Source organism: Streptomyces sp. NPDC048255 (genome assembly GCF_040652415.1).
GTDB lineage: Bacteria > Actinomycetota > Actinomycetes > Streptomycetales > Streptomycetaceae > Streptomyces.
In genome coordinates this window covers 51,430-72,595 of the sequence record NZ_JBEZMA010000029.1, presented here as the reverse complement: position 1 = coordinate 72,595, position 21,166 = coordinate 51,430, and the positions used below count along the sequence as shown (strand labels likewise).

21 protein-coding genes are annotated in these 21,166 nt (G+C 69.3%); 12 read left to right on the top strand and 9 right to left on the bottom strand.

Features of this window, described 5'->3' with window-relative positions; translation table 11 throughout:
- Positions 1 to 85 precede the first annotated feature (85 nt).
- Positions 86 to 619: an SMI1/KNR4 family protein gene (locus AB0D94_RS22640; RefSeq protein WP_362054858.1), complete on the top strand. Its 534-nt coding sequence runs from the start codon at positions 86 to 88 to the stop codon at positions 617 to 619.
- A gap of 644 nt (positions 620 to 1,263) precedes the next feature.
- Here AB0D94_RS22640 and AB0D94_RS22635 read toward each other — a convergent pair.
- Positions 1,264 to 1,662 (bottom strand): hypothetical protein, encoded by a 399-nt coding sequence (locus tag AB0D94_RS22635; protein WP_362054856.1) that lies wholly within the window; start codon positions 1,660 to 1,662, stop codon positions 1,264 to 1,266.
- A 176-nt stretch (positions 1,663 to 1,838) separates the two neighbouring features.
- On the opposite strand from AB0D94_RS22635, the gene AB0D94_RS22630 reads away from it, so the two are divergent.
- Positions 1,839 to 2,387 carry a DUF4262 domain-containing protein gene (locus AB0D94_RS22630; RefSeq protein WP_362054854.1) on the top strand — a complete coding sequence of 183 codons (549 nt, stop codon included), beginning with the start codon at positions 1,839 to 1,841 and terminating at the stop codon, positions 2,385 to 2,387.
- 45 nt (positions 2,388 to 2,432) lie between these two features.
- On the opposite strand, the gene AB0D94_RS22625 is transcribed toward AB0D94_RS22630, so the two are convergent.
- The 8 genes from AB0D94_RS22625 to AB0D94_RS22590 all read right to left on the bottom strand — a co-directional run bounded on the left by AB0D94_RS22625 (position 2,433) and on the right by AB0D94_RS22590 (position 12,654).
- On the bottom strand, positions 2,433 to 3,230 hold the full coding sequence (locus tag AB0D94_RS22625) for a transposase (RefSeq protein ID WP_362054852.1): 798 nt from the start codon (positions 3,228 to 3,230) through the stop codon (positions 2,433 to 2,435).
- Positions 3,231 to 3,345: 115 nt separating this feature from the next.
- The gene (locus tag AB0D94_RS22620; protein ID WP_362054851.1) at positions 3,346 to 4,071 is read right to left on the bottom strand and encodes an SMI1/KNR4 family protein; all 726 of its coding nucleotides are present in this window, start codon (positions 4,069 to 4,071) and stop codon (positions 3,346 to 3,348) included.
- A 1,362-nt stretch (positions 4,072 to 5,433) separates the two neighbouring features.
- A complete protein-coding gene (locus AB0D94_RS22615) occupies positions 5,434 to 7,617 on the bottom strand; it encodes a hypothetical protein (RefSeq protein ID WP_362054850.1) in 2,184 nt (727 codons plus the stop codon).
- A gap of 968 nt (positions 7,618 to 8,585) precedes the next feature.
- Positions 8,586 to 8,852 carry a helix-turn-helix domain-containing protein gene (locus tag AB0D94_RS22610; protein ID WP_362054849.1) on the bottom strand — a complete coding sequence of 89 codons (267 nt, stop codon included), beginning with the start codon at positions 8,850 to 8,852 and terminating at the stop codon, positions 8,586 to 8,588.
- A gap of 247 nt (positions 8,853 to 9,099) precedes the next feature.
- Positions 9,100 to 9,642, bottom strand: coding sequence for a GNAT family protein (locus AB0D94_RS22605; protein ID WP_362054847.1), 543 nt, complete (start codon positions 9,640 to 9,642; stop codon positions 9,100 to 9,102).
- A gap of 9 nt (positions 9,643 to 9,651) precedes the next feature.
- Positions 9,652 to 10,779: a hypothetical protein gene (locus AB0D94_RS22600; protein ID WP_362054845.1), complete on the bottom strand. Its 1,128-nt coding sequence runs from the start codon at positions 10,777 to 10,779 to the stop codon at positions 9,652 to 9,654.
- 409 nt (positions 10,780 to 11,188) lie between these two features.
- Positions 11,189 to 11,899: an AAA family ATPase gene (locus AB0D94_RS22595; protein ID WP_362054843.1), complete on the bottom strand. Its 711-nt coding sequence runs from the start codon at positions 11,897 to 11,899 to the stop codon at positions 11,189 to 11,191.
- Positions 11,896 to 12,654, bottom strand: coding sequence for a GntR family transcriptional regulator (locus tag AB0D94_RS22590; protein ID WP_362054841.1), 759 nt, complete (start codon positions 12,652 to 12,654; stop codon positions 11,896 to 11,898). The genes AB0D94_RS22595 and AB0D94_RS22590 overlap by 4 nt, the downstream gene beginning before the upstream one ends.
- Positions 12,655 to 12,972: 318 nt before the next feature.
- Between AB0D94_RS22590 and AB0D94_RS22585 the strand changes: the two genes are divergently transcribed.
- The 10 genes from AB0D94_RS22585 (at position 12,973) to AB0D94_RS22540 (ending at position 21,131) form a co-directional block, all read left to right on the top strand.
- A complete protein-coding gene (locus tag AB0D94_RS22585; RefSeq protein WP_362054839.1) occupies positions 12,973 to 13,740 on the top strand; it encodes a hypothetical protein in 768 nt (255 codons plus the stop codon).
- Between the two features lie 107 nt (positions 13,741 to 13,847).
- Complete coding sequence (locus tag AB0D94_RS22580; RefSeq protein ID WP_362054837.1) at positions 13,848 to 13,976, top strand: hypothetical protein; 129 nt, start codon at positions 13,848 to 13,850, stop codon at positions 13,974 to 13,976.
- Between the two features lie 5 nt (positions 13,977 to 13,981).
- Positions 13,982 to 14,251, top strand: a complete 270-nt coding sequence (locus tag AB0D94_RS22575) for a WhiB family transcriptional regulator (RefSeq protein ID WP_362054891.1) — start codon at positions 13,982 to 13,984, stop codon at positions 14,249 to 14,251.
- 240 nt (positions 14,252 to 14,491) lie between these two features.
- Positions 14,492 to 14,743 carry a DUF5999 family protein gene (locus tag AB0D94_RS22570; protein WP_362054835.1) on the top strand — a complete coding sequence of 84 codons (252 nt, stop codon included), beginning with the start codon at positions 14,492 to 14,494 and terminating at the stop codon, positions 14,741 to 14,743.
- A 225-nt stretch (positions 14,744 to 14,968) separates the two neighbouring features.
- A complete protein-coding gene (locus AB0D94_RS22565) occupies positions 14,969 to 15,772 on the top strand; it encodes a hypothetical protein (protein WP_362054833.1) in 804 nt (267 codons plus the stop codon).
- Positions 15,773 to 16,098: 326 nt separating this feature from the next.
- Entirely contained in the window at positions 16,099 to 17,667 is a 1,569-nt protein-coding gene (locus tag AB0D94_RS22560; protein ID WP_362054831.1) for a DUF2637 domain-containing protein, read from the top strand.
- A 114-nt stretch (positions 17,668 to 17,781) separates the two neighbouring features.
- Positions 17,782 to 18,261, top strand: coding sequence for a hypothetical protein (locus AB0D94_RS22555; protein ID WP_362054829.1), 480 nt, complete (start codon positions 17,782 to 17,784; stop codon positions 18,259 to 18,261).
- A 119-nt stretch (positions 18,262 to 18,380) separates the two neighbouring features.
- Positions 18,381 to 18,566 carry a hypothetical protein gene (locus AB0D94_RS22550; RefSeq protein WP_362054827.1) on the top strand — a complete coding sequence of 62 codons (186 nt, stop codon included), beginning with the start codon at positions 18,381 to 18,383 and terminating at the stop codon, positions 18,564 to 18,566.
- Between the two features lie 553 nt (positions 18,567 to 19,119).
- Entirely contained in the window at positions 19,120 to 20,697 is a 1,578-nt protein-coding gene (locus AB0D94_RS22545; protein ID WP_362054826.1) for an ATP/GTP-binding protein, read from the top strand.
- A gap of 17 nt (positions 20,698 to 20,714) precedes the next feature.
- Positions 20,715 to 21,131, top strand: a complete 417-nt coding sequence (locus tag AB0D94_RS22540) for a conjugal transfer protein TraB (protein ID WP_362054824.1) — start codon at positions 20,715 to 20,717, stop codon at positions 21,129 to 21,131.
- Positions 21,132 to 21,166: the final 35 nt, after the last annotated feature.

The window sequence follows — 21,166 nt, the reverse complement described above, 5'->3', positions numbered from 1 at the left end:
GGGCAGTTGAGCAGGTGCCACGCACTGCTACCTGCTCGCCTGCTGCCATCCCGTCCGTCCGGACTCGAGGAACAGGACCCACGCCATGACCAACGCCCTTACCCGTCTTCTCGAAATCGCCCCGGCGCCGAGCCAGCCCCGCCACAAGGATTGGGGTGCGGTCGAAGACACCCTCACGGTCGAGCTCCCCGACGATTACAAAGAGTTCATCGGCGTCTATGGGGGAAGCAACTGGGACGACTACCTCTACGTCCTGGAGCCCGACTGCCCCAACAAACACTACGACCTCCTCAAGTGGGCCAAGTACCAGTTCAAAGACCTGGAAGGCCTGTGGACAGTCGAGAAGAAGCCGGAAGAACTGGAGACCGAGGGATCCGTGGTCATCCCGTGGGCGACCACGGACAACGGAGAATGCCTGTACTGGCTCGTTCTTCCGGGCCTTGAGCCGAACGAATGGACCGTCATGGTGAACGAGGCGCGGGGCGACCGATGGGAACATTACTCGGTATCGTGCACGCAATTCCTCGCGTCCGCTCTCACCGGAGAGCTGCAGTCGAACATCCTCTCGTCACTGTTCCCCCTGGCCACCCATCAATTCCGCCGCCTCGGTCCGGTATGACGATGCGGCGCCCTGCCCACCCCAACGGCTTCGGCGTCAATGCTGAATGAACTCAGCCGGCCTACGTCGGCTGAGGGCCTCGGGATTCAGTTATCCCCACGCACGGCCGGCAATGGCCGCTGGACCGGGTGCCGGGCGGTTATACCGTCACCGATCCAGACACCGGCAGGGTCTGGCACTTCGCCGACCACAGCGACGAGCTCGCGCTCCTGGCCCAGATCGAAGGCCGCAACGGCCGCTGGATCACCTTCGAGCACGACGAGGCGGGTGCTCCGACGGCGATCGTCCACCACGCTGGCTACTACCTGAAGCTCACCGCGAGTGAAGGCCGGGCGGGTGACGGCCCTCCATCTCACGGGAGCTGCGACGGACGGATCCGACCAGGAGATCCTGCGCTACGGCTACACCGATGGCCGGAAGAAGAGTGAGGCCACCAGCACGGTAACCGGATCTCGTCACGTCGCCCCGGTCGCTGGCGGGCTACGCCTCCGCCAACGCCTCCGTGTCTTCAATGCCCGTGAACCCGGCTGCCCGCATGAGCTGGTGCAGTTCCCCCGTGGACCGGATCGTCAATGATCCGCCTCGCAATGATCGACCTGATGAGCCGCAGGCTCACACGAGAGTCGACTCCGAACTGGAAGGACTCATAGCCGCCGGGCCACGCTGACACGTGCGTCCTCGCCCCTCATGTCCTGCGGCCAGCGGTCATCGATGACACCCGCCGCCTCCCGGCAGGCGCAACAGGCGTTCTCCCGCTCCGGCAGCCACCAGTGATCCGAAGGCGATATGCCTGCTACCTGGATTCCGCACAGCGTCCTGTCGAAGACGCCGAAGGCGTGAGCGACGTCGGCGGAAAGGCCGTCCGCGACGGTCCTCTCCCAACGCATCTCCACGGGCAAGTACGGCGGCCGCGAGACCTCGAACCACTCGCCACCCACATGCGTGGCGGCGTGGCACCAGGAACAGGACCAGATCTCCTCTTCCGACACAGTCGGCAGCACCGGCCATCGCCACATCGCCCGTCCGCATACATCGCACTCCACGGACGGATCCTCACACGCCTCCGTGCGTGGCCCAACCCGCTGACTGGCTTTGTCGGCGAGTTACGGGTTCTGGCACAGATCTTGGGGAGCCGTCGCGGAGGGTGATGGCGCTGTTCGATTGAGGGGGTCCAAGCCCCGGTTGCTCGGCCTGAAGGCTTGACTCGTACCCTCCGCACATGACTGATGATCCGTTCCAGTGCCGCTGCGTCCTCTGCCATGACTACGGCGACCGGGACGAAGCGGACAGCATGGATCTGACGGTCATCGAGCACGTGCAGCAGCACGGATGGCACGTCGTGATGGTTCCCGAAGACGAGATCGGTCCTGGTTTCGCCTACACGATCGGCCTCACGCACACCCACGGCGGACCTGAACTCGCCATGTTCGGGCTCGATGTCCACGCCATGCACCGCATGCTCAACACGCTCGGAGAGATGACCGCAGCGGGCGAAGCGCTGGCGGACGACCAGAGCCATCCTGATGTTGTCCACGGGTATCGAGTCGCGCTCAGGCAGGTTGATCGCAGCTGGTACCGGACCTTCTTCGGGCAGGCCATCGGGTTCTACCGGCGGCCGCCTCTCCCCGTGCTGCAAGTCGCGTGGCCTGATGCCGAGGGCCATTTCCACTGGGATGAGCAGGCTGACGAGAGGCATCGCGACTCACAGCCTCAGTTGTGGCTCCCTTCGCGCGACCATCCTGTCGGGATCTGGACGGCCGATCTCTGATCTCAGGGGGCCGGGAAGCCGGCGAGCCGGCACCCGGACGATGCGCTACTGGAGCAAGATCATCTTGCGTAGGAGTTCGAATCCGGCTCGGCCGTAGAGTTGCCGCTTGATCTTCTTGATGCGGTTCACGGCGCCCTCGATGCTGCCCGAGTTCCAGTCCAGGCTGAGGCCGGCAGTCACGGCGTCGAGGTCTCGGAGAAGGTGGAGTGCGAAGCCGGTGAGCCCGGGCAACTGGCTGGCGTCGACGGCTTCGATCCAGGCAGGAAGCGTGGCGCCGAGGCGGCCAGTGAGCATCTCGCCGAAATCGCGGACGTGTCCCGCGGCCGTGTCCAGTTCGGGACAGCGGGCCAGGACGTCCTTGAGGCCGACGCTGTCTTCCTCGCTCAAGGTGGCGGGGTGGCGGGTGATCCACCCGGTCACTTGCCGTACCGTCGGCGGCCGCGGCGGTGCGGCGGATGGAGCCCCGCGCAAGGTGGCGATTTGGGCTCGGACCATGCCATAAGTGACGGGAGCCTGCTCGGCGACCAGCTCGCCGTGGAGCTGGGTGACGCTGGTGCATCCCTCCGCGAATCGTCGTTCGAGGTAGGGCTTGTAGGGGTCGAGTCTGCTGGGCCGGGGCAGGTTGTCGCGGATAGAGTCCTGCCAGTGTGCGGCGTTCGCGTACCGGAGGACGGTGTTGAGGCCCCAGCCCAGGTGCCGGGCGATCGCTCGACGTGAGTGGCCCTGGGCGAGCATCTCGTGGACCAGGGCGTGTGCGGCCTTCTTCCGCTCGGCTCGCCGGCCGACCGGCTCGGCGCCGTTCTGCGGCCGATCGGAAGTCGATGGGGTGTCCTGCGGCAGCATGCCGCTGGGCATCGGGTTACGCAGGCAGTCGCGATGGGCGGCGACGCAGGTCTCCACGGCCCGGCCAAGGCCCTGCCACAGATGGAACCGGTCAGCGACCTGCAGAGCAACGCGGTCAGCGATAGTCGTTGAGCCAGTCACCCGGGATCAGGTCACGAACACGGTCGAGGTCTTCTGCCGTCCGACCACGGGCCAAAACGGCCATGCCGTCGTCGCGCAGGAGAGCGTCCTGGCCCATGAACCAGCGAGTCGCGTGGTCTTCCTCGCCGACGGGATACGCCGGGAAGGGCAGCTGGACGCAGTTCTCCTCCAGCAGTCCGATGCTGTCATCATCGGCCTCAAGGAAGTCGCACGGCTCACCGTCGGCCTGGACGGACTCCGACAGAAGGATCTCGACGAAGCAGAGGGAAAGACGCTCCAGCCAGCTTTCCCATCGCTCGGCGCTCTTGTCGGCCAGTTCAGACCGGATGAACACCGCAGGGTCGTCGTCCTGGAGGCTGTCGAGGAGGATGCCCCAGGATGCGGCTCCCTGATTCTCGTGCCGGAAGACCAGGGCCTCCTTGGTGTCATCCACATACAGCTCCGCCGGGCCGAGCAGCACATCGTGGTTGTTGGTCAGATCCCCGCGGCGCCCGAACAGCAGATACGCCTCGCGCAACGCCGCCGGCAGCCGAACGCCCAACCTCTCCTCAGCCGCGGCCAGATCGGCCTCCCCCCACCCGTCGCCGCTCTCCAGGGCGCTGGCCCAATGGGCAGCGAACCCCTGGATGAAGCCCCATGCACCACTACGTCCTTCAACGCCGCCGACGAGAGCCGCAGCAAGATCGAACTCTTGTTTCATGCCAAGACGATATCCGTCCCGCTCGTCAGCCCTGTCCATACGCCGACACGCGGACCCGGTGTTCTCGGAACTCAGCAATATTCTCGACCCGATTGATCAACATCTGTTGCCCGAACTCGGCATCAACCGTTCTCGCCTCACAGGCTCTGGCTCAACTTCTGTGACGTAGTCACTCTCTGTGGCATTCGGAACGGGTTTGTTCGAACGTGAAGTTGCCTGAAAAGGGGCGGGCTTGATGCCTGGCAGGGTGAAGCTCCAGGACCGTGACATGCCTTTCGAAGATGTTGTTCGCGCCGCTCGCCGACGTTGCCGTGACCTCCGTCGATCCAGGTGACGACCGCCTATGCGTCGAGATCCGCAGTACGACCGACGGTGCTGCGTGCCCAGGCTGTGGATCTTGGTCATCTCGCCTTCACGGCTCTTACAACGAGCAGCCGATCACCGTGTCCCAGGCGATGTCCGGTCCTCATTGATCCTTCGAGGGGTTCACAACACCGACGCACGGAAAGTGGGGATCATGTTGCGCCGCCGGGGAGACGGAAGTGTCAGCCGGTCTGGTCCAGAGGGTGAGGTACGGCCGAGGCTCGGGCGGGAAGCTGGGCAAGGCCGGCCCGCTCGGATCGGGGCCGGTCCAGCGCCCGCAAACGTACGGCCTCCACGTCACGGCGCCGCTGGGTGAGAGAGGCGTCAATCGGCCCTGGCCGCTGGTCTCGGACGGTTTCCGGCGCAGGGAACGCGCGGCGGCTGAGCTCGCGCATCACCGGTTCTGCCGCTCCACCGCTTCGACGATGGCAGGGTCCACCTGGAACGGCACCGCGGCCTGGCGGTGGGTTTCGATGGCCTGACGGTAGCCCTCCGGCGGGGGCTGGCGCGGCACCGGAGCGGCGAGTACGGCCGGGTACCTGGGTCACAGCTGCTGGGTCAGGAGCAGGGACAGCGCCGGGCGGCATGATCCGCAGGCTGTGTACGAGCGGACGGCCTGCCGCGGTGTTGACGGCCTCGATGACGCGGCCCTGTTCCGGGCGCACCTTCGCCACCCAGGCCGACGATTCCGGACACACGGTGAGTTGGCGGGAGCCGGGTCGAAGGCGACGGCGGCGACGTGCCCGGCGAGGCCGGGGGCGATGGCGGCCCACCGCTCGCACGGGGAAGCGCCGGCGGCCGGGAGCTGCCAGGCCCGCTCGGTGACCAGCGCGCCGAGTGTCGCGCCGAGGCCCATCGGCTCGCGCCCGTCGCGCCGGACCGTACGAGTCGGCCGCGGCTTCGGCTTCACCTTCTGGCTGGCACCCCTCTTCCGCGCCGCCTCCATCGCGGCTCGGAGTGCAACCCGGGCCAGGTCGACGCCGGACACCTCGCCGCCACTCACGACTGCCCCCACGTGACGTGTCCGAGGACCAGGTGGTGGGTGCCCGCTAGGCGCTGTGCCTCGTCGACCAGCTGGTTGCTGAACAGGCGTCGGGCCGATACCTCGCCGTACTCGTCGATGTGGTCGAAGACGATCTCGTGGTCCTTCGACGCCCGAACTCGCCAGTCGCGTACCTGGTCGCGGGTCAGGTCCTCGAGGATCAGCTTTGGGGCGTCGTCGTTGGCCTGCGGCCCCGGAGCTGCCACGGACGAGCGCGGGGTGGGTACAACCGAGGTCACCGGCGCGGCCGGAACCTCGAGGTCCTGCTGTGCGGCGGCGGCGGCTTCGGCGCGGGCCTGGGCGGCGGCGGCCTGCTGCTCGCGGACCTGCGCCCACCGGTGCTCGCGGATCCAAGCCTGGGCGATCACCTCCTGGTGCAGTTGCAGGTCGGTGGCCGCACGGCGCTCGGTTTCGGAGGCACCGGGCATCGCGTCGCCGACCGCGGCGGCGACCGCATGGCGCTGGGCGCGGTGGTCGGCTTGCCGGTCTTCGCAGCGCGGGCAGTCCTGGCCCGAGTCCAGCAGCACCCGGTCGTCGCACCTCACGTCGGAGCACTGTTGACGCTGGGGTAGGGCCCGACCAATCAGCCAGCCCACCGGGTCCGCGATCGGGCCGCCCAGCCGCATCTGATCCTCCAAGCGGCGGGCGATCCGGTCGGCAAGGACCTCCGGCGCATCGGCGAACCCGGCGAACCCGGCCAGCCGGGCGAGCTCGTTACGAGCGGCGGTCTCGACCAGGCGGCGGGCGGCCGGACGGTCCAGGCGCGCCCAGACCAAGTCGGCCGGAGCCAGGACGACCCGCAGATCCTTCGGCGGCAGAGGCACCTTCCCCCGCTGCTGCTTGTCCTGACCTCCACCGTCCACGACCCGCACCGGAGCACCGGCCACCGGCCCACGGCCACCACCCCTCACGCCTTCGATCACCGGGGACTTCTCCAGCTGTTCCCCGCGCAGCGGGCCGCCGTCCTCGCGCACCCACGCGCGGTCCGGCAGATCACCGGACCCGTTACGGCCTTCGCCGGAAAAGCCACCAGAGAGCGCAAGAGACCCGTCAGGAGTAACCACAGAAGCGTGGAGAGCGTGGTGCTGTGCAGCTACGGCGAGGTCTGCCACTTCAGCCGTCTCGCCCTGCCCAGGGCCCTCCACCCCAGTCGTCACAAGGATCTCGCCCGTCTCGTCCGACTCAAGATCTCCGGATGCAGTACCGGCGAGGTCTGCAAACACGGCGTTGGCCGCCCGGCGGGCCTCCCGTACAGCCACGCCGTGGGCCTTGGCCACCGGCACCAGGCGTACCCGCGACTTCGCGTTCAGGCCCGATCCGGTCTCCTGCCGCACCACGTCCGCGACGCCGTGCGCCTGGAGCCGCTTGAGCACCTTCGCCCCGGCCGCCGCCGTGCAGCCCAGCAGCCGCGCGACCGTCGCCGCCGGACGCCCCCGGTCGGTGTCCACCGACCCGGGGCACAGCTGCAGCCAGCCCGCCGAACCCGTCGTCAGCACCATCAGCAGCAGCCCGAGCCGGTCCGTCGCGGCGCCCCGGCCTGTACGCCCGGCGAGCAGCCCGGCCGGGACCGGCGCCTTGTCCTTCGGTGCCCAGCCCGGACCGAACAGCACCTCGATCAGGCTGAGCAGCACCGCGAGTTCCGAACGCGACAGCGCTAGGGCGTGCTGCCGGTTGCCGGCCTTCTGCGCCCGGTACATCGGGATCACCCAGCACTCCAGGCCCGTCGCGTGCCCGAAGGCGTTCGTGGCGACGTTCGAGCCGAGGATCCCCGCCCTGCGCAGCTCGGGCAGCACGGTGTGCGCGACCGTCGACTGCGAGACCCCCATCCACCGGCCGAGCTCCGCCGCCCAGATCGACACCTGGTAGTCGTCAGCCACCTTCGACTTCGCCATCAGCACCACCGAGGCCAACCGAGCCCCGTCCGACGCGCCGGCCAGCGCTGGGGACGTCACCAGCGCGCGGACTGCGTCCAGCAGCCGGGCCCGCATCGTCGGCGTCAGCTGGAGAGGGTTGCCCAGCTCCAGCGCAACGACCGGCCCTGCCTGTGCCGGGACCGACCGCAGCCCGCGGCGCGGGGCCCTGCCGGTGAACTCCGTACGGGGACGTGGGAGCGCGACGACCGACGCTGCCAGGGCGTTCATCGGACCACCACCCCAACAGAGGCGGTGGACACTGCATAAGCCGAACGGCTCAACATCGTCGGAGTAGCCATCGGGCCTGCATACGCGCCAAAGCGGACACCTCCCGTGGAAGCCGTTTCGTGAACCATTCGCTGAGCCTGCAGCGCTCGGCCTGTGGACAGACGAAGCCCAGTACCGATACCCCCCAGCGCTCCCGCAGGGCGGGTAAAAATCTTGAAGCCCATCCCGTCACACGGGACGCCGTCTTCGAGGACACCACCGTCGACGGAGTTGTCGATGACCTCTGAGAGCGCGTGCACGAAGAGGGCGTCTGACACCGCGACCGTGGGTAGCGAGCCCACCTCGGAGGCGCTGCCGTTGTCGTTCTCTGCCGGAGATCTAACTTCCGGTGCGAACTCTGCAAAGAGGGATGAAACGGTCTGTGGTCCCGACACTAGGGACGTCCGCCGGGCGTGAACCGGTGTGAAACGGACAATGCCAAGCTGACAGGGACCACCACTGTCGTGCACTATGAGAACGACCAACCTTCCATATAGCTGGACGACCGCGCCCCTCGGGGCTGGCCCACCGGATGTGTGGATGTGACGGGTACGCCCCCCTTCGTGAGAAGCGGGGCAAACACCGACCGGGTGGGGGGAGATTTCTCCGTCCCTCCCGGTACTGCTGAACCGCGAGCCCCTGTGGTGGGGGCCCGCGGGTGACGCAACTGCTAGCTGCAGCTGTGGTGGCCGTGGTTAGTGGCCGGTGTGGGTACAGAGCTCTGGTTAGGGGCTCAGGCAAAACGAGCGGCTCGGTGAGCCGCAGCTCAGGACCAGGTATGAACTGGGACCTGAGCGAGACGGGCCGCGCGAGGCCAGCGGGTGGTTAATCCGCTTCCGGCGCGCGCGGCCGATGGCCGTTAGGTCATCCCGACCCCCTCGATACCGAAGGTGGCGTCGGCGACCCCGAAAACGGCCGGGACCGTGAGGTCACTCCTCATTGGGAGCCCCCTCGGCGGCATCCGGATGCTTCGCGGCCAGCCTCCGAAGGAGATGGGCGTACTTCAAGCGATTGCCGCGGTGGGGCTGGGTGAGTCCCGCCTCCCACCGTGCGACGGCGACTCGTTGGACGCCGATGGCGTCCGCGACCTCGGCCTGCGTAAGGCCGGCGGCAAGCCGCAGCTGCTGCCGGACCTGGGGCGCGGGGAGGGTGCCCTCGTCCACCAGGGCGTCAATTCGCCGCAGCGGATCCGACATCACAACCCCCACCCTAGGAAACGTTTCCTGAAAAGATACACATCCCCGGCGATCTTCGGTACCGAAAACGAGCGTGTCGTTGTGCGAGATACTCACCCCTCCCCTCCCTTCTCCGAGGATTACTCCGCCCTTGGCGTGAGAACGCGCAGGTAGGACCGCTGGTGCCCCAGATTCGGCACGGATTCCGGGCTGTTGCCGCAGCACGGTTCAGGTGAGTCGGTGGCTTCAGACAGCTCCTTGACGGCGGTTACGGCTGCCACTCGCTCTCCAGCACGGAGTACAGGACGCTGTCCCGCCAGGCTCCGTTGGTGTGCACGTGGTCGCGGAGGACGCCCTCCCTCTGGAAGCCGAGGCGCTCTACGAGGGCAATCGAGGCCTGGTTCGAGGGGCCGATGGCGGCGCTGACTCGGTGCAGCCCGAGCTCGGAGAACACGTACGACGTCAGGCGGCGCGCTGCATCTGTGGCGTACCCGCGGCCCCACTCCTGCGCGGCGATCGCGTAGCCCAACTTGCCCGCCCGGGTACCGGCGAACGCGATGCGGGCAAAGCCGACCACGCGGTCTTCGCCCTTGGGCGTCACCGCCAGGTAGTACTCGGTGCGGGGCTGCTCCTGGGCGCGGGCGACTGCACCTTCGACCATGGCGACGGCTTCGGCCCGGGAGCGGCTGTCGAAGGAGAGCCAGTGGGTGACCTGGTCGTTGCCGATAATGGCCAGGACATCGTCGACGTCTCCGGGAGCGAATTCCCGGAGCGTGACCTGGTCGCCAACGAGGTGGATCGGGTACGTCAACGGAGGCTCCTAGCGGGGCAGCGACTTGAGCGGGGTACGGGTGAACGCCTCGATCTGCTCCTGCAGGCCGGACGCCTCCTCGGCGAGCGGGGAGTCGCGCAGAGCGCGGTGGACGCGTTGGGTCGCGTTCACGATTCCGTTGATGCGCTGCTCGGGGGCGAGATCGAGGACCGGCGAAACGGCTTCGGTGGCGCCTTCTAGCTCGCCCATCTGGATGCGCGTGATGGCGAGCGCGCTGCGTGCTCCTGCCTCGTCGCCGAAGGCCCACTCCGGGGAACTGCTGTCCTCGTAAGCGGCAACGGCGCGGGTCGCGTAGTCGTTGGCGACGCTGCTCTGCGAGGGCAGCCAGGACAGGGCCTCGGCCGCGTAGTAGATCTGGCGGGTCCGGCCGAAGAGGCAGAGGCCGCCGAGTTCGTCGACCTCGTCCTCCTGGACCAGGTCCCAGGCACGCTCCGCGCGTTCGATCGCGGCGCGGGCTGCATTCGCGTTTCCGAGTGCCGCATGGGCCCTGGCCTCGTTCATGGGCAGCCAGACGCTCGACGAGTTGACCGCCGCGAACTCGGCGCCGGACTGGGCGTAGCGGACCGACTCTCGGGTCCGACCGGCCCAGTACGAGACCAGCGACTGGACTCCGCGGATCCAGGCCCGAAGCCCGTTGTGGTCCGCCTGGTCAGCGCACACGAACGCGGTACGGGCCTGGGTGAGTGCCGCGTGCGGGTCGGCCAAGTCATGGCTCGCCTTCGCGAGCAGACCGCCCGTCACCCCGGCGAGGAAGTACAGCTGGCGGGCCTGCGAGGGGCGACGCTGCTGCTCCAGCAACGTGTAGATCGTGTCCTGCGTGGTGATGAGGTCCGGCAACAGCTCCGACAGCGGCCGCTGCGGATAGTCCATCGCCAGATTCTGGACGTCGGCGTGCACCTGTTCCATCACGTTGGCCGTGAGGTCGGTCTGCCCCGCCGTGAAAGCGAAGCTTTTGGCTCGCCGTGCAGCCATCTCGATCAGCTCCCTGTCCGCAGTGGGCCCGCCTGTCGCCAGGATCAGCCCGGTGGGTTCGTCGACCGCCGGGAGGGACCCCACCCATGGAGCGAGGAGTTCTTCCAGCGGCATGCCGAACATGCTTTGCAGGACACGGCGCATGACGGGGGTGGTACTGGCCCGCTCACCACTGGCTAGCCGGCGTAAGTGCCTGGTGCTGAGGGTGACGTTCTCCCCAAGCCTTATAGCGAGCTGCCCGAAGTCCCGGACGATCTCGTCGTACGTGCGCGGCTGCTGCCGCAGCAGGTACTCCAGTCTCGTCCTTGGATCCCCCTGACTGGCGCTGCCGGCCACCGGTCCTCCCCGAGTCACGAATATCGTGCTCTGCACCCTCAGTGTCAGTCGCAAGCGACGCCGAGTCAGCAGAGCAAGGGCCCTGGTCCGCTAGCGGTCCGCTTCTTGTCCGGGACTGGTCCAGGACCGGTCCGCCGCCGGACCTCGTGTGGTCATGCTCTTTCATCCCACCCTGGTGATCGACAAGTTCGCACATTCGATTGCAGGGAGGCGGGAGTCAATGCGGGCCCTCATGGGTGGAAGGACGTGCACGGCGGAGCTCCTCCAGCACGTGCTCCGGGTGACCGTCGTACACGATGTGGGGCTCCGCGTCGGTCGGCGGGACGAAGCGGCCCGCGTGGCGCAGCAGGTCTTCCTCGCTGAACTCGATGCTGTTGGCGTCGACCAGCGACTGTTCATTGCGCTGCCGGATCCGGTCCCAGCGCACCTCGTGCGGCACTGGCAGGTAGACCAGGACCGGCGTGCCGCCGGCCTCCATCACGGTCGCTGCCCAGTGGGCCCGTTCTTCGTGAGTCCAGAAGCCGTGGTCGACCACGACGTCATGTCCGGCCTCCAGGAGCTCCTGGAGCTCAAGGGCGATGTCCTTGAGTACGGGGGCTTCCCTGACCTTGAACTCGCCGCGGGGGAAGTCTCGGCCGTAGTGGCCGTACCGGCGGAACATCTCCTCGTCCGGGCAGAGGCGCCGGAACCCGGCCTGCTCCAGAGCGCGTGCGAGGGTCGTCTTGCCGGAACCCTGCAGACCGGACAGAAGGATCGCCCGCGGCGCGGGACCCGGTCGGCCGGACAGGGCCGCGGAGATGCGTCGGATCTCGAATCGTCCTTCCAGAGGCAGGGTGTCGGTGCGCTGCGCGCGCAGGAGTACGTCCAGCCGGCGCTCAAGGCAGCCAGCGAGGGTGTCGTCCAGGAGCTCGGCCTCGCGTGTAGTCACCGCAGGACCTCTGAGGTTGTCCTGCGCGTCCGGCCTGGGGCGCCCAGGTCCACGCCGTACTCCAGCACCTCGCCATCGGCATCCATGAACCGGGCGGTGAGGACCAGGATCGCCGCAGTGGTGTCGGCTTCCAGCTCCAGGAGCTCGAGGTCGTCCGCAGTAGCGATGCGTGCCGACTCCTCGTCGATCCGCTTAGCAACCTGCCGTCCGGTGGCCTTAGCGATCAAGTCGAGCGACAGCCCGCCCTTGAGCCGCGCGCTGCGCGCCAGCTCCGGGAGGAGTTGGGCGAAGTCGGCCAGGATCCAGGACGTGGAGTGGGAGACGATGCCGTGATCGTCCCGGTAGACACGGCTGCGGCGAATCACGTCGTCACCAGGCGAAATGCCAAGCGCGTGTGCAACGTCCTCAGGAGCTTCGACTATGCCGGCAGTGTGGCCGGACGACTGTTCGCCCACCCCCCACGAGGACTGAGTCTTGCTGCTGCGGTCGTGACGCTCCGAGCCCGAGGACAGCGAGATGGGGCGCGCCATCACCTCAGTGCCCACACCCGGGATGCCCTGCACCAGCTTCTCTTCGCGGAGGAGCCGCATCGCCCGGTCCGCAGTAGCAGTGCTGACGTTCCATTCGGTGGACAGCGCCTTGATGCTGGGCAGGAGGTTGCCGGGCGCGAGAGCCCCGGAGCTGATCAGGTCGCGGTAGTGGCCCGCGATGCGCGCGTACGGCGGCCGGTTGTCGGCTCGGGGTGGCCCGGACATGTGCCTTCGCCTCCTTCAGGTTCATCTGGTTGCCTCACTATACCGCTTGACACCTGAGGGTACCTGATGCAACCTGATGTATGTAAGTCGGTGGTCCTCACGGAACACCGACTACCGCAAGACCGTAGGAAGTTGTCCGCCTCGTAAGAGGGGGCCGGGTCGATGGCAACACCAAATCCCCGGGTTTTCGACCTCCTGCATGCAGCGCTATGCGCTGTCCGTCCGTCAGGACGCCGGGGTCACCCGTGCGGCCTGGTGGGCGGAGAGAGCACCGCGAAGTACCTACTCCCCTCCCCTTCGCACATAAGGAGATTCGCCATGGCCATCACTGCCGCGATGCCCGCCGCCAAGGAACGCCCCCGCCGGACCCGCACGAAGCGGGTCAGCGCCTTAGCCGCCCTCAAGCTCTCCAGGCTTCTGCCCTCGCACATCGACCTCCGTGACCCGCTCAAGGCCGTTCTGGTCTGTGGGGACTGCGGAACCTGGGTGCCGATCACCGGAATGCAGAGCAAGGTGCAGAAGCTGGTCCCGCACCACACCGGCAAGGCTGGCGTCGCCGACGCGATCCACTGCCGGAGCAGCAACCGCCGGATCGAGTTCGACATGACGCTCCCCGAATGGCGCCAGGCCCTGACCGACGCCGCCACGGAAGCCTCCAGCCGCCAAGCCACCACGGTGCTGGCCAAGGCGTTCAGTCCGCAGACCGACCGGACCTTGCGGGCTCGTGCCGAGCGCACCCCCGCTGGGCGCGTGGGCGACTGGGACGCGGTTCAGGTGCAGGTTGGCGAGGCCGACGCCGCACGGAAGAGGGTCCCGGACGGGGCGCGCCCAGCTGATGGCCCCGAGGTTCCGCAGGAGCCGGAGCACCTGGAGCGTCACGACCGGCGGCAGGCGGAGCTGGGCAGGTACACCCGTGACGGTCATCCGGCAGAGGGGGCTCCTGTGCAGCCCGAGTGTGCGCACTGCGGGACCACCGAGCTGAACTTCGTTCGCGCAGCCGCTGCCGGATGGCGTCAGGTCCTCCGCCGGACCCACTGCGGTCGGTGCGCTGGCCGATTCCCGGCCTGGATGCGCACCCAGTTCTGACTCGCACGCGGAGACGATCGCCCACGGCCCCGGCCGCCCCGTTTCAACTGGGGGCGGCCGGGGCCGTGGCTGCTCGTACGAACAGCCTGAACAGCACGACAGCCCCGGTGACTTGGAACCCCCCGGGGCTGTCCAGGACCTACGTGGAGGACCTGATGCACAGGATCGCACAACACCCGACCGACTCGGACCCGGACATGGACGAAGCCCTGCGCCGCGTACGAGAGGGGTGGTGACCGGCATGGACTGGCGCCATAACGCGGTCTGCCGGGAGGAGGACCCGGAGCTGTTTTTCCCCATTGGCAATACGGGCCCCGCGCTCATGCAGATCCAGGAAGCCAAGGCCTTGTGCTGCCGCTGCCCGGTCATGAAGCAGTGCCTCCAGTGGGCGCTGGAGTCCGGCCAGGACGAGGGCGTCTGGGGCGGTCTGTCCGAAGGCGAGCGGCGGGCGATGAAGCGCCGCGCCGCACGCAACCGGGCCCGGAACGCGAAGAACGGAGCGGCGGTATGAGCGAGGCCGACCAGAAGCGCCTGGAGGACAAGCTCCGCCGTACGAACGAGGAGCACGACCTCGGCCGACGCCTCCACGGGTGAGACCCCGCCCGGCTGACCCGCGGTGCGGGACGGAAACCCAACTCCGCTCCCGCACCGCGCTGCTCGACCAGGCCGGTCGCCCGCCAGACGGGCAGCCAGCCTTTCGCACGCCTCCAGCCCGGGAGAGTCTCGGGCCCGCATCCCTGCAGGAGAGCCCATGCGTACCAGCACCCAGCTCGACACCGCGACGTCCACCGGCGCCACCCGGCTGCCCGACGCGCTCTGCACACACACCCCAACCTGCCCGACGGCCTACAGTCCGGACCGGGAGGCCGCGCGCGTCGTGGCCGCCCACCCGGAGCAGGGCTGGAGCCTCCTCTGCAACGCCGTCCTGGTCTTCGACGACACCGGCGAGCTGCTCCCCGACGGCCGGATCATTGCCCCGCACCGCCACCTTGCTGCGGTCTGACGGCTGCCTGATCCGCCCACACCGGCCGCTGAACTCTTGGCGGCCGGTGTGGGCGGTGAAGGGGAGCCGGACAGCGAAAGCGCTCCCGCCGCGGGAGCCGAGGGCCACTTCCTTCCCGCCCCGCAGCACGCCACCACGCCGCCCGCCCGCACGCCGGGCCGCCGGCCTTTCGGCACGGCTCCGCCCGGGAACGATCCCGAGCTCGCTGCTTCCACTGGAGGACCGATGGCGCACACCATCCCGCTCAAGAGCCCGCTGGACGACACCGGCCTGTCTCACCGCGACACGCTGACCAGCCCGGCGGCCTCCGTCCCGGTCGACGCCTCGCGGTACTTCCACCGGCACTTCGTGGACGCCCGTCCGGCCTCGGGCGGTGGCACCGTCTTCCGCTTCACGGCCTTCAGCGGCTACGAGTCGCAGCCGGAGATGCCCGCTGGCGCCTACGACGATACGGCGATGACCTGGGAGCTGCGCGATCAGCTGCGCGACCAGTACACCGCCGCCCGAGTGCTGTGGTCCCACGCCCGCCTGCGCCACCGGGCCGCGCCGCTGCTGCACAAGGCGGGGCCGCTCTGGTCGGCGTGGACGGCGGCCCGAGACGAGCTGGTCGCCACCTTCGCGCAGTTCTGGGGCGCCGGGGACGGCCTCTGGCGCGCGCAGCTGCTGCGTCTGACGGACGCGGAGCGCGCCGCGCAGCAGGCCGCCAGTGCCTTCGATGTGGTCGCCCGCGAGCTTGCCCAGACTGTTGCCGACCAGGTCGACGTCGCCGGGTGGGACGAGGCGCTGGCGCTGACGACGGTCGCCGGGGAGCTCGGGTACGACGCGTCGGACTGGAAGGTCCACCACGTCGACGACCACACCCACCCCCTCCCGCAGTACTGCATCGTCCGTGACGGCGTCGACCACTACGGGCGGGCCACCCCGCTGACCGTTTCGGCAACGCAACTGATCGAGGAACAGCGGGAACGGCTGCGCGAGGTCGCCGCCCTCGCGGGTGACCACGACCAGGCCCGCCGCACGCCCGCCTGATCCCGCCGCGGGCCGCTGCTCCACGCCGCTTCGACGACACCGACCGCCGTTTCGGCAGCAGCCGCCCGCGTTTCGGACGCGGCCCCCAACCCTTTCGCTCACCCCCTGAAACGCCCCGCTGGAGGCCCCACATGACCCTCACCGACTGGCCGCGCACCGCGGCCGCCCCCGACCCCCAGACGGCCTCACCGGCCGCCGTTTCGGGAACGCCCAGGCCGGTTTCGAGGGCGCCCGGCCCTGTTTCGGATGTGCCGGAGCTCGCTTCGGAGACGGAAAGCGGAACCGGAACGAAACCTTCCCTGGGGAGGCTGACCGGGAGCCAGAAGATGGCGACGGGCGCCATCGTGGCCGCCGCGCTCGTGCTGGCGGGCATCGGCCTGTACCTGTCCTTCGAGCACGTCGCGGTCTTCGCGCACGAGGAGCTCCGCTTCGGCTCGCTGGGCAAGGGTCAGCTCTTCGCCGTCGGCGTCGACGTCGGCATCATGATCATGATCGCGGTCGACCTGCTGATGGCCTGGCTCAAGCGCCCCATCAGCTGGATCCGCTACCCCGTATGGCTTCTCACCGCCGCCACGGTGGTCCTCAACGCCGCCTCGGGCGCCCCCAGGAACCGCGGGTGGGGGCTGGTCGACTATGTCGCGGCGGGCGCTCACGGCCTCGTGCCCGTCCTCTTCATCGCCGTGGTGGAGCTGGGCCGGGACGCCATCGACCGCATGGTGCGGCCCGATCAGGCCGAGCGGGACTCGATCCCGTGGATCAGGTGGACCCTCGCCCCCGCCGCCACGGCCAGGATCTTCCGCCGGATGCGGCTGTGGGGGGTCAACTCCTACCCGGAGATGGTCCGCCGGGACCAGGAGCTCATTGCCTACGAGCAGTGGCTCAGGCGCAAGTACGACGGCGACCTGAGCCAGGCCGACGAGGACGAGCTGCTTCCCATGCGCATGGCCCCGTACGGCTACACCGTCGCCCAGGCCCTCGCCATGCCTGATGAGCAGGAAAAGGCAGCTCAGGAGCGGGAGGAGGAAGCCGAGCGCCGGCGCCTGGACGCAGAGACGCGCAGCGAGGTCGCCAAGGCGGACTCCGAAGCCGAGCGGCTGCGAGCCAAGGGCAAGGTGGAGTCGGTCCGAGCGGAGGTCGACGGCCAGACCGGCCAGGCCCGCGCGCACGCCCGAGCCCAGGTCAGCGCCGCAGAACGGGCCGCCGAGCTGGAGGAGGCGGCGCTGGAGACGGCGGTCGTCGCCGAGGCCCGTGCCCGCGAGGCCGAGGCGGAGCGCGTGGCGGCCGACGAGCGCGAGGCCAAGGCCGCAGCCGATCTCCGCGCGGCGGAGCTGGAGCGCCAGGCCGCCCAGAAGCGGAGGGAGGCAGCCGAGGCCGACCGGGTCGCGGCAGCGGAGGCGCAGGCGGTCGAGACGGCGGGGATCGCGGAGGCCCGGCAGCGTGCCGCCGAAGCCGACCGGCTCGCTGCCGAAACGGAGAAGGCTGCTGCCGAAACGCGCCGTCGCGCCGCCGAAGCTGACCGGCTCACGGCGCAGGAGAACGAGCGCAAGGCGACCGCCGACGCGAACACCCAGGCGGCTCGCAAGCATGAGGCCGACACCGAGCTCGCCGCCGCCGAAGCCCGGCTCGCCGCTGCCGAAATCGAGCGGCGCGCGGTCGAAGCCGAGGACACCGCGAAGCTGATGCCGCGCGAGCGGGCGGTCCGCAAGGTCGTGCGCATGGCTGTCGCGGCCGGCGCGGTGTTCGTCGGCCTGGACGCCGACGGGATCCACCGCGAGCTCTGCCGGGTTGTCTCGATCGCCGACGTCCAGCGCGCGTTCGACGTGTCGTCCACCGACACCGCCTCCAAGTACCGCCAGGAGGCCGTCGCGCTGCTCGCCGGCGGATACCGCCCCTGATCCACCGTCCGGCACACACCAGTGAGGGCCAGCCCATCCGAAGTGGGCTGGCCCTCGCTGCGACTGCCGGAAGCAGTCACAGCCCCACAAGTACACCAGGAGGGAAACCCCGCCGTGAACAGCAACAACGACCCCAATCACTCCCCTCTGCGCGACGTCGCGCAGAACCCGGAGGCGACCGCCCGGTACCTGGCCGACGTTCAGCGGGTCCTGCTGGACATCGGCAGGAACCTGGAGGCCCTCGCCCTGGAGACCCGCGTCCACTGCCGCGACACCCACGTCGAGGGCGACCGCTGGTTCGACGCCTGGATGCGCGCCCAGCCCGTCGAAAGGGCCTTGAAAGACGTTCTGAAGCACGTCGAGGGCGTCACCAAGGGACTGGAAAAGAGCGCATTCAAGCGCCGCGCCCACGACGAGGCGGTCGCGAATACCGCCAAGAAGAGGAAGGAAAAGGAGCTGGAAAAGAAGCGCAAGAACGCCCCGCCGCTCCAGGCCGCCCCGCAGAGTCCGCCGCAGCAGGGTGCGCCCAGCCGGAATTCCGGCTATGGTGGCCCCACGTCGATTTACGACATGGGTAACAGGGAGTCGGCGTGACGCGCCCCCTCAGTAGCACGGAACGCTCCATTCAGGGGCGCAACAGCTGGCTGCAGGATGAAGAGCGCAGGGCAATCGAAAGTCGCGGCGAGCTGGGCCGGATGGAATTCTGGCTCCGCGTGACTCGAACCCGAATCACCCAGAACGTCAGGGCCGGACGCGCCGACGTCATCCGCGGTTTCACGAGCGTCTGCCGCCTCTTCAAGCTCGCGATCGACAAGCGGGCCGAGGGCGACGCGAGGCTGTGGAACCACCTCATGCAGTACGCGGACCAGGTGCTGGAGCAGCACGACCCGCGCCGCTGAGCACCCACCAAAAGGCCCCGCCGGACTCCGGCGGGGCCTTCGCCTCGCGTAATGCGTGCACACGTGCACGTGCACACGCGTGCACACGAGACCCCCCTGTCTGTCAACCCCTGGAAGGAGGTGCCCCATGTCCGACGTGGACGACCCGAACGGGATCCTGGTCCGTGGCCCCTGGAGCGGTGAACCCTCGTACGCGCCGCCGCCGATCCCGGATTTCGCCGACACCATCCCGCCGCCGGAAGACATTCCCGCCGCGCCGCCGGAAAGCCCGGAAGAGACGACGATGGAACTTCCGGCGATTCCGGCAGCGCCGGACCCGGCTGTGGCATTGCGCTCGGACGGATTCGCCCCGCCGGAATACGGAGAAGAAGAAGGCGAATGCGGAGAGGGTGAATACGTCCAGCCTCGTTCTCTTGCTGATCGCCTTGGTGACTGGCTGGAGCTCTGGCTGGAAATGGCGCGATACAATCACGAAAGTGAAGCGCCTTTCCGTGAGGCTGAAATAGCGCGGAAGGCCGCGCTGCTGGAGGGCCGCACCGCGCAGGAAATCGCGATGATGGAGCAGAACGGAAAGCTCCACACCGCGATGATGAAAGCGAAGGGCGACAAGGCGGCGGCACGCGGGAAAGCCGATGCCGACCGCATGAAGTCGCCCAGCTCCGGGCTCGGTGCGGACAAGGGCCGCTCGAAGGCCGGCGGCGGGGGCGGGTCCTCGCGCGGCGGAGGCGGCAGCGGTGGCGGCGCGTCCCGCAACAGCTCGGGGCCCGGCTCGAAGGGGCCCGGGTCACGCGGCCCGAACTCCGGCGGAAACGCCGGGCGTTCGGGGTCCGGGGCGGCCGGGAGCGGCAAGGGCGGCGTGAAGGGCCCTGACCGGTCCTCTGGCGGCCGTTCCGCCGGGCCGGGGCGCACCGGGCCCGGCGGAGGGCCGAAGGGCTCCCACAGCGGCTCTGGTGGCTCCGGCAAGGGCAGCAGCCACAAGGGCGACGGCGGCCGGGCCCAGCACCACAGTCCGGCGACCAACGCCCGTGCGGAGCGGGCCCGCGGCCGCGCCGATCGCGCTGCGACCCGTCAGGCCGGACGGCAGGAACGCCGCAGCGCCGGGCACACCGCCGGCGTCGCCGACCGGAGCAAGAACCGGGACCAGGCGCGCGCCAACCGGCAGCAGGAATGGCTGGACCGCCGGGCGAAGAGGGCGGAGCGGAAGGCGGCACGGAAGGCGAAACGCGAAGCCGCGGCGGCGGCCGACAAGGCCGCCAAGGAAGACAAGACCAAGGGTGCCGACCCCAAGGACGGCCCTGAGGGGGCCTCCAGCGGCGGAACGGCCACCCCGGCGGGCGATGAGTCCGGCCGCCGCCGCTCCGGCGGCTCGGACCGGGCCGGACGCAGGGACCGCACCCGGCGTACGGGACGCACCGGCCGCGCCGGGCGGGCAGGGCGTACCGGCCGTGAAGGCCGCCGCGGACGGCGGTCCTCGGAGGGCCGGTTCGGGCCGCCGCCCACCCCGACGGTGGAGTGGCCCGACCACCCCAGCCGCCCGCCGCGCCCCGCCGGGGCCGACGCCGGGGCCGACATCGTCGACGCCGACATCGTCCCCGACGGTCCGGCCGCAGTGACGACCGGCGTCAAGGGCCTGCCGCCCGCCCCGGAGCCGCACACCGAACGTCCCGGCACCAGCCGGCCGACAGCCACGGAAGGGAGCAGCGTGAGCAGCGCACAGGTCAGCAGGCCGTCCACGCAGGGCAACTTGGCTGCCCAGCACCGCACGGACATCACGTTCGACGAGTTCTTGGTGGAGATGGCGAACATCGCCATCAAGTCCGCCTCCGACGAGGAGCGCGCCGAGGCGCTGAAGGAGGCGCTCGGCCGGGTCGCGGACGCCCTGGCGGAGATGGCCGCCGACCTGGCCGACGACCACAACGTGTCCGCTGCCGTCACCGAACTGATCGCCGACCTCGCCGAGACGGCGGGCCGGATGAAGAGGCAGGCCCAGCGGTGCGCCGAGCAGTGCGGCATCGCCAAGGAGGCCGCCAAGCTCGCGGCCACCCAGGTCGCCCGCGTCTACGGAGAGGACATGGACGCCAAGGAAGACGCCGGCCTGACGTCCGTGTCGGCCGCCGCCCACCACGACTAGGAAGGGGACACCCGCTGATGAGCGACCTCGCACCCCGCAGTACCGGCACGGCCGCGGCCCCGGCCGACGGCGACAACCGCTACAAATCCGTCCAGAGAAAGCTGGACAAGCTCGGCAAGGCCATGGACGACGCCGGCCTCGAACTCGAGGCGCTGCGGCGCAGCATGAAGGCCAACGCCGCCCACACCCACGATGTCGCCGGCGACATCGAGAACGCCGACCTGGACGCCAAGTTCGTGGAGGCGACCAACCTCGTGTCGGTGGCCCTGGGCGGCGCCGCCGTGGAGGTCAAGCGGCTGTGCGACAGCGCGCAGGAGACCGCCGACCTCACCTGGGAGACCAAGCGCACCCACTCCCGGCTGTACGGGGCGCTGGACGACATCCGCTCCAACCGGCCCGAGAAGACCCCCCGACCGGGCTTCTTCAACCGCTGACCACTCCCCTCCCCCACCCCGCCACGGGCGGCCCC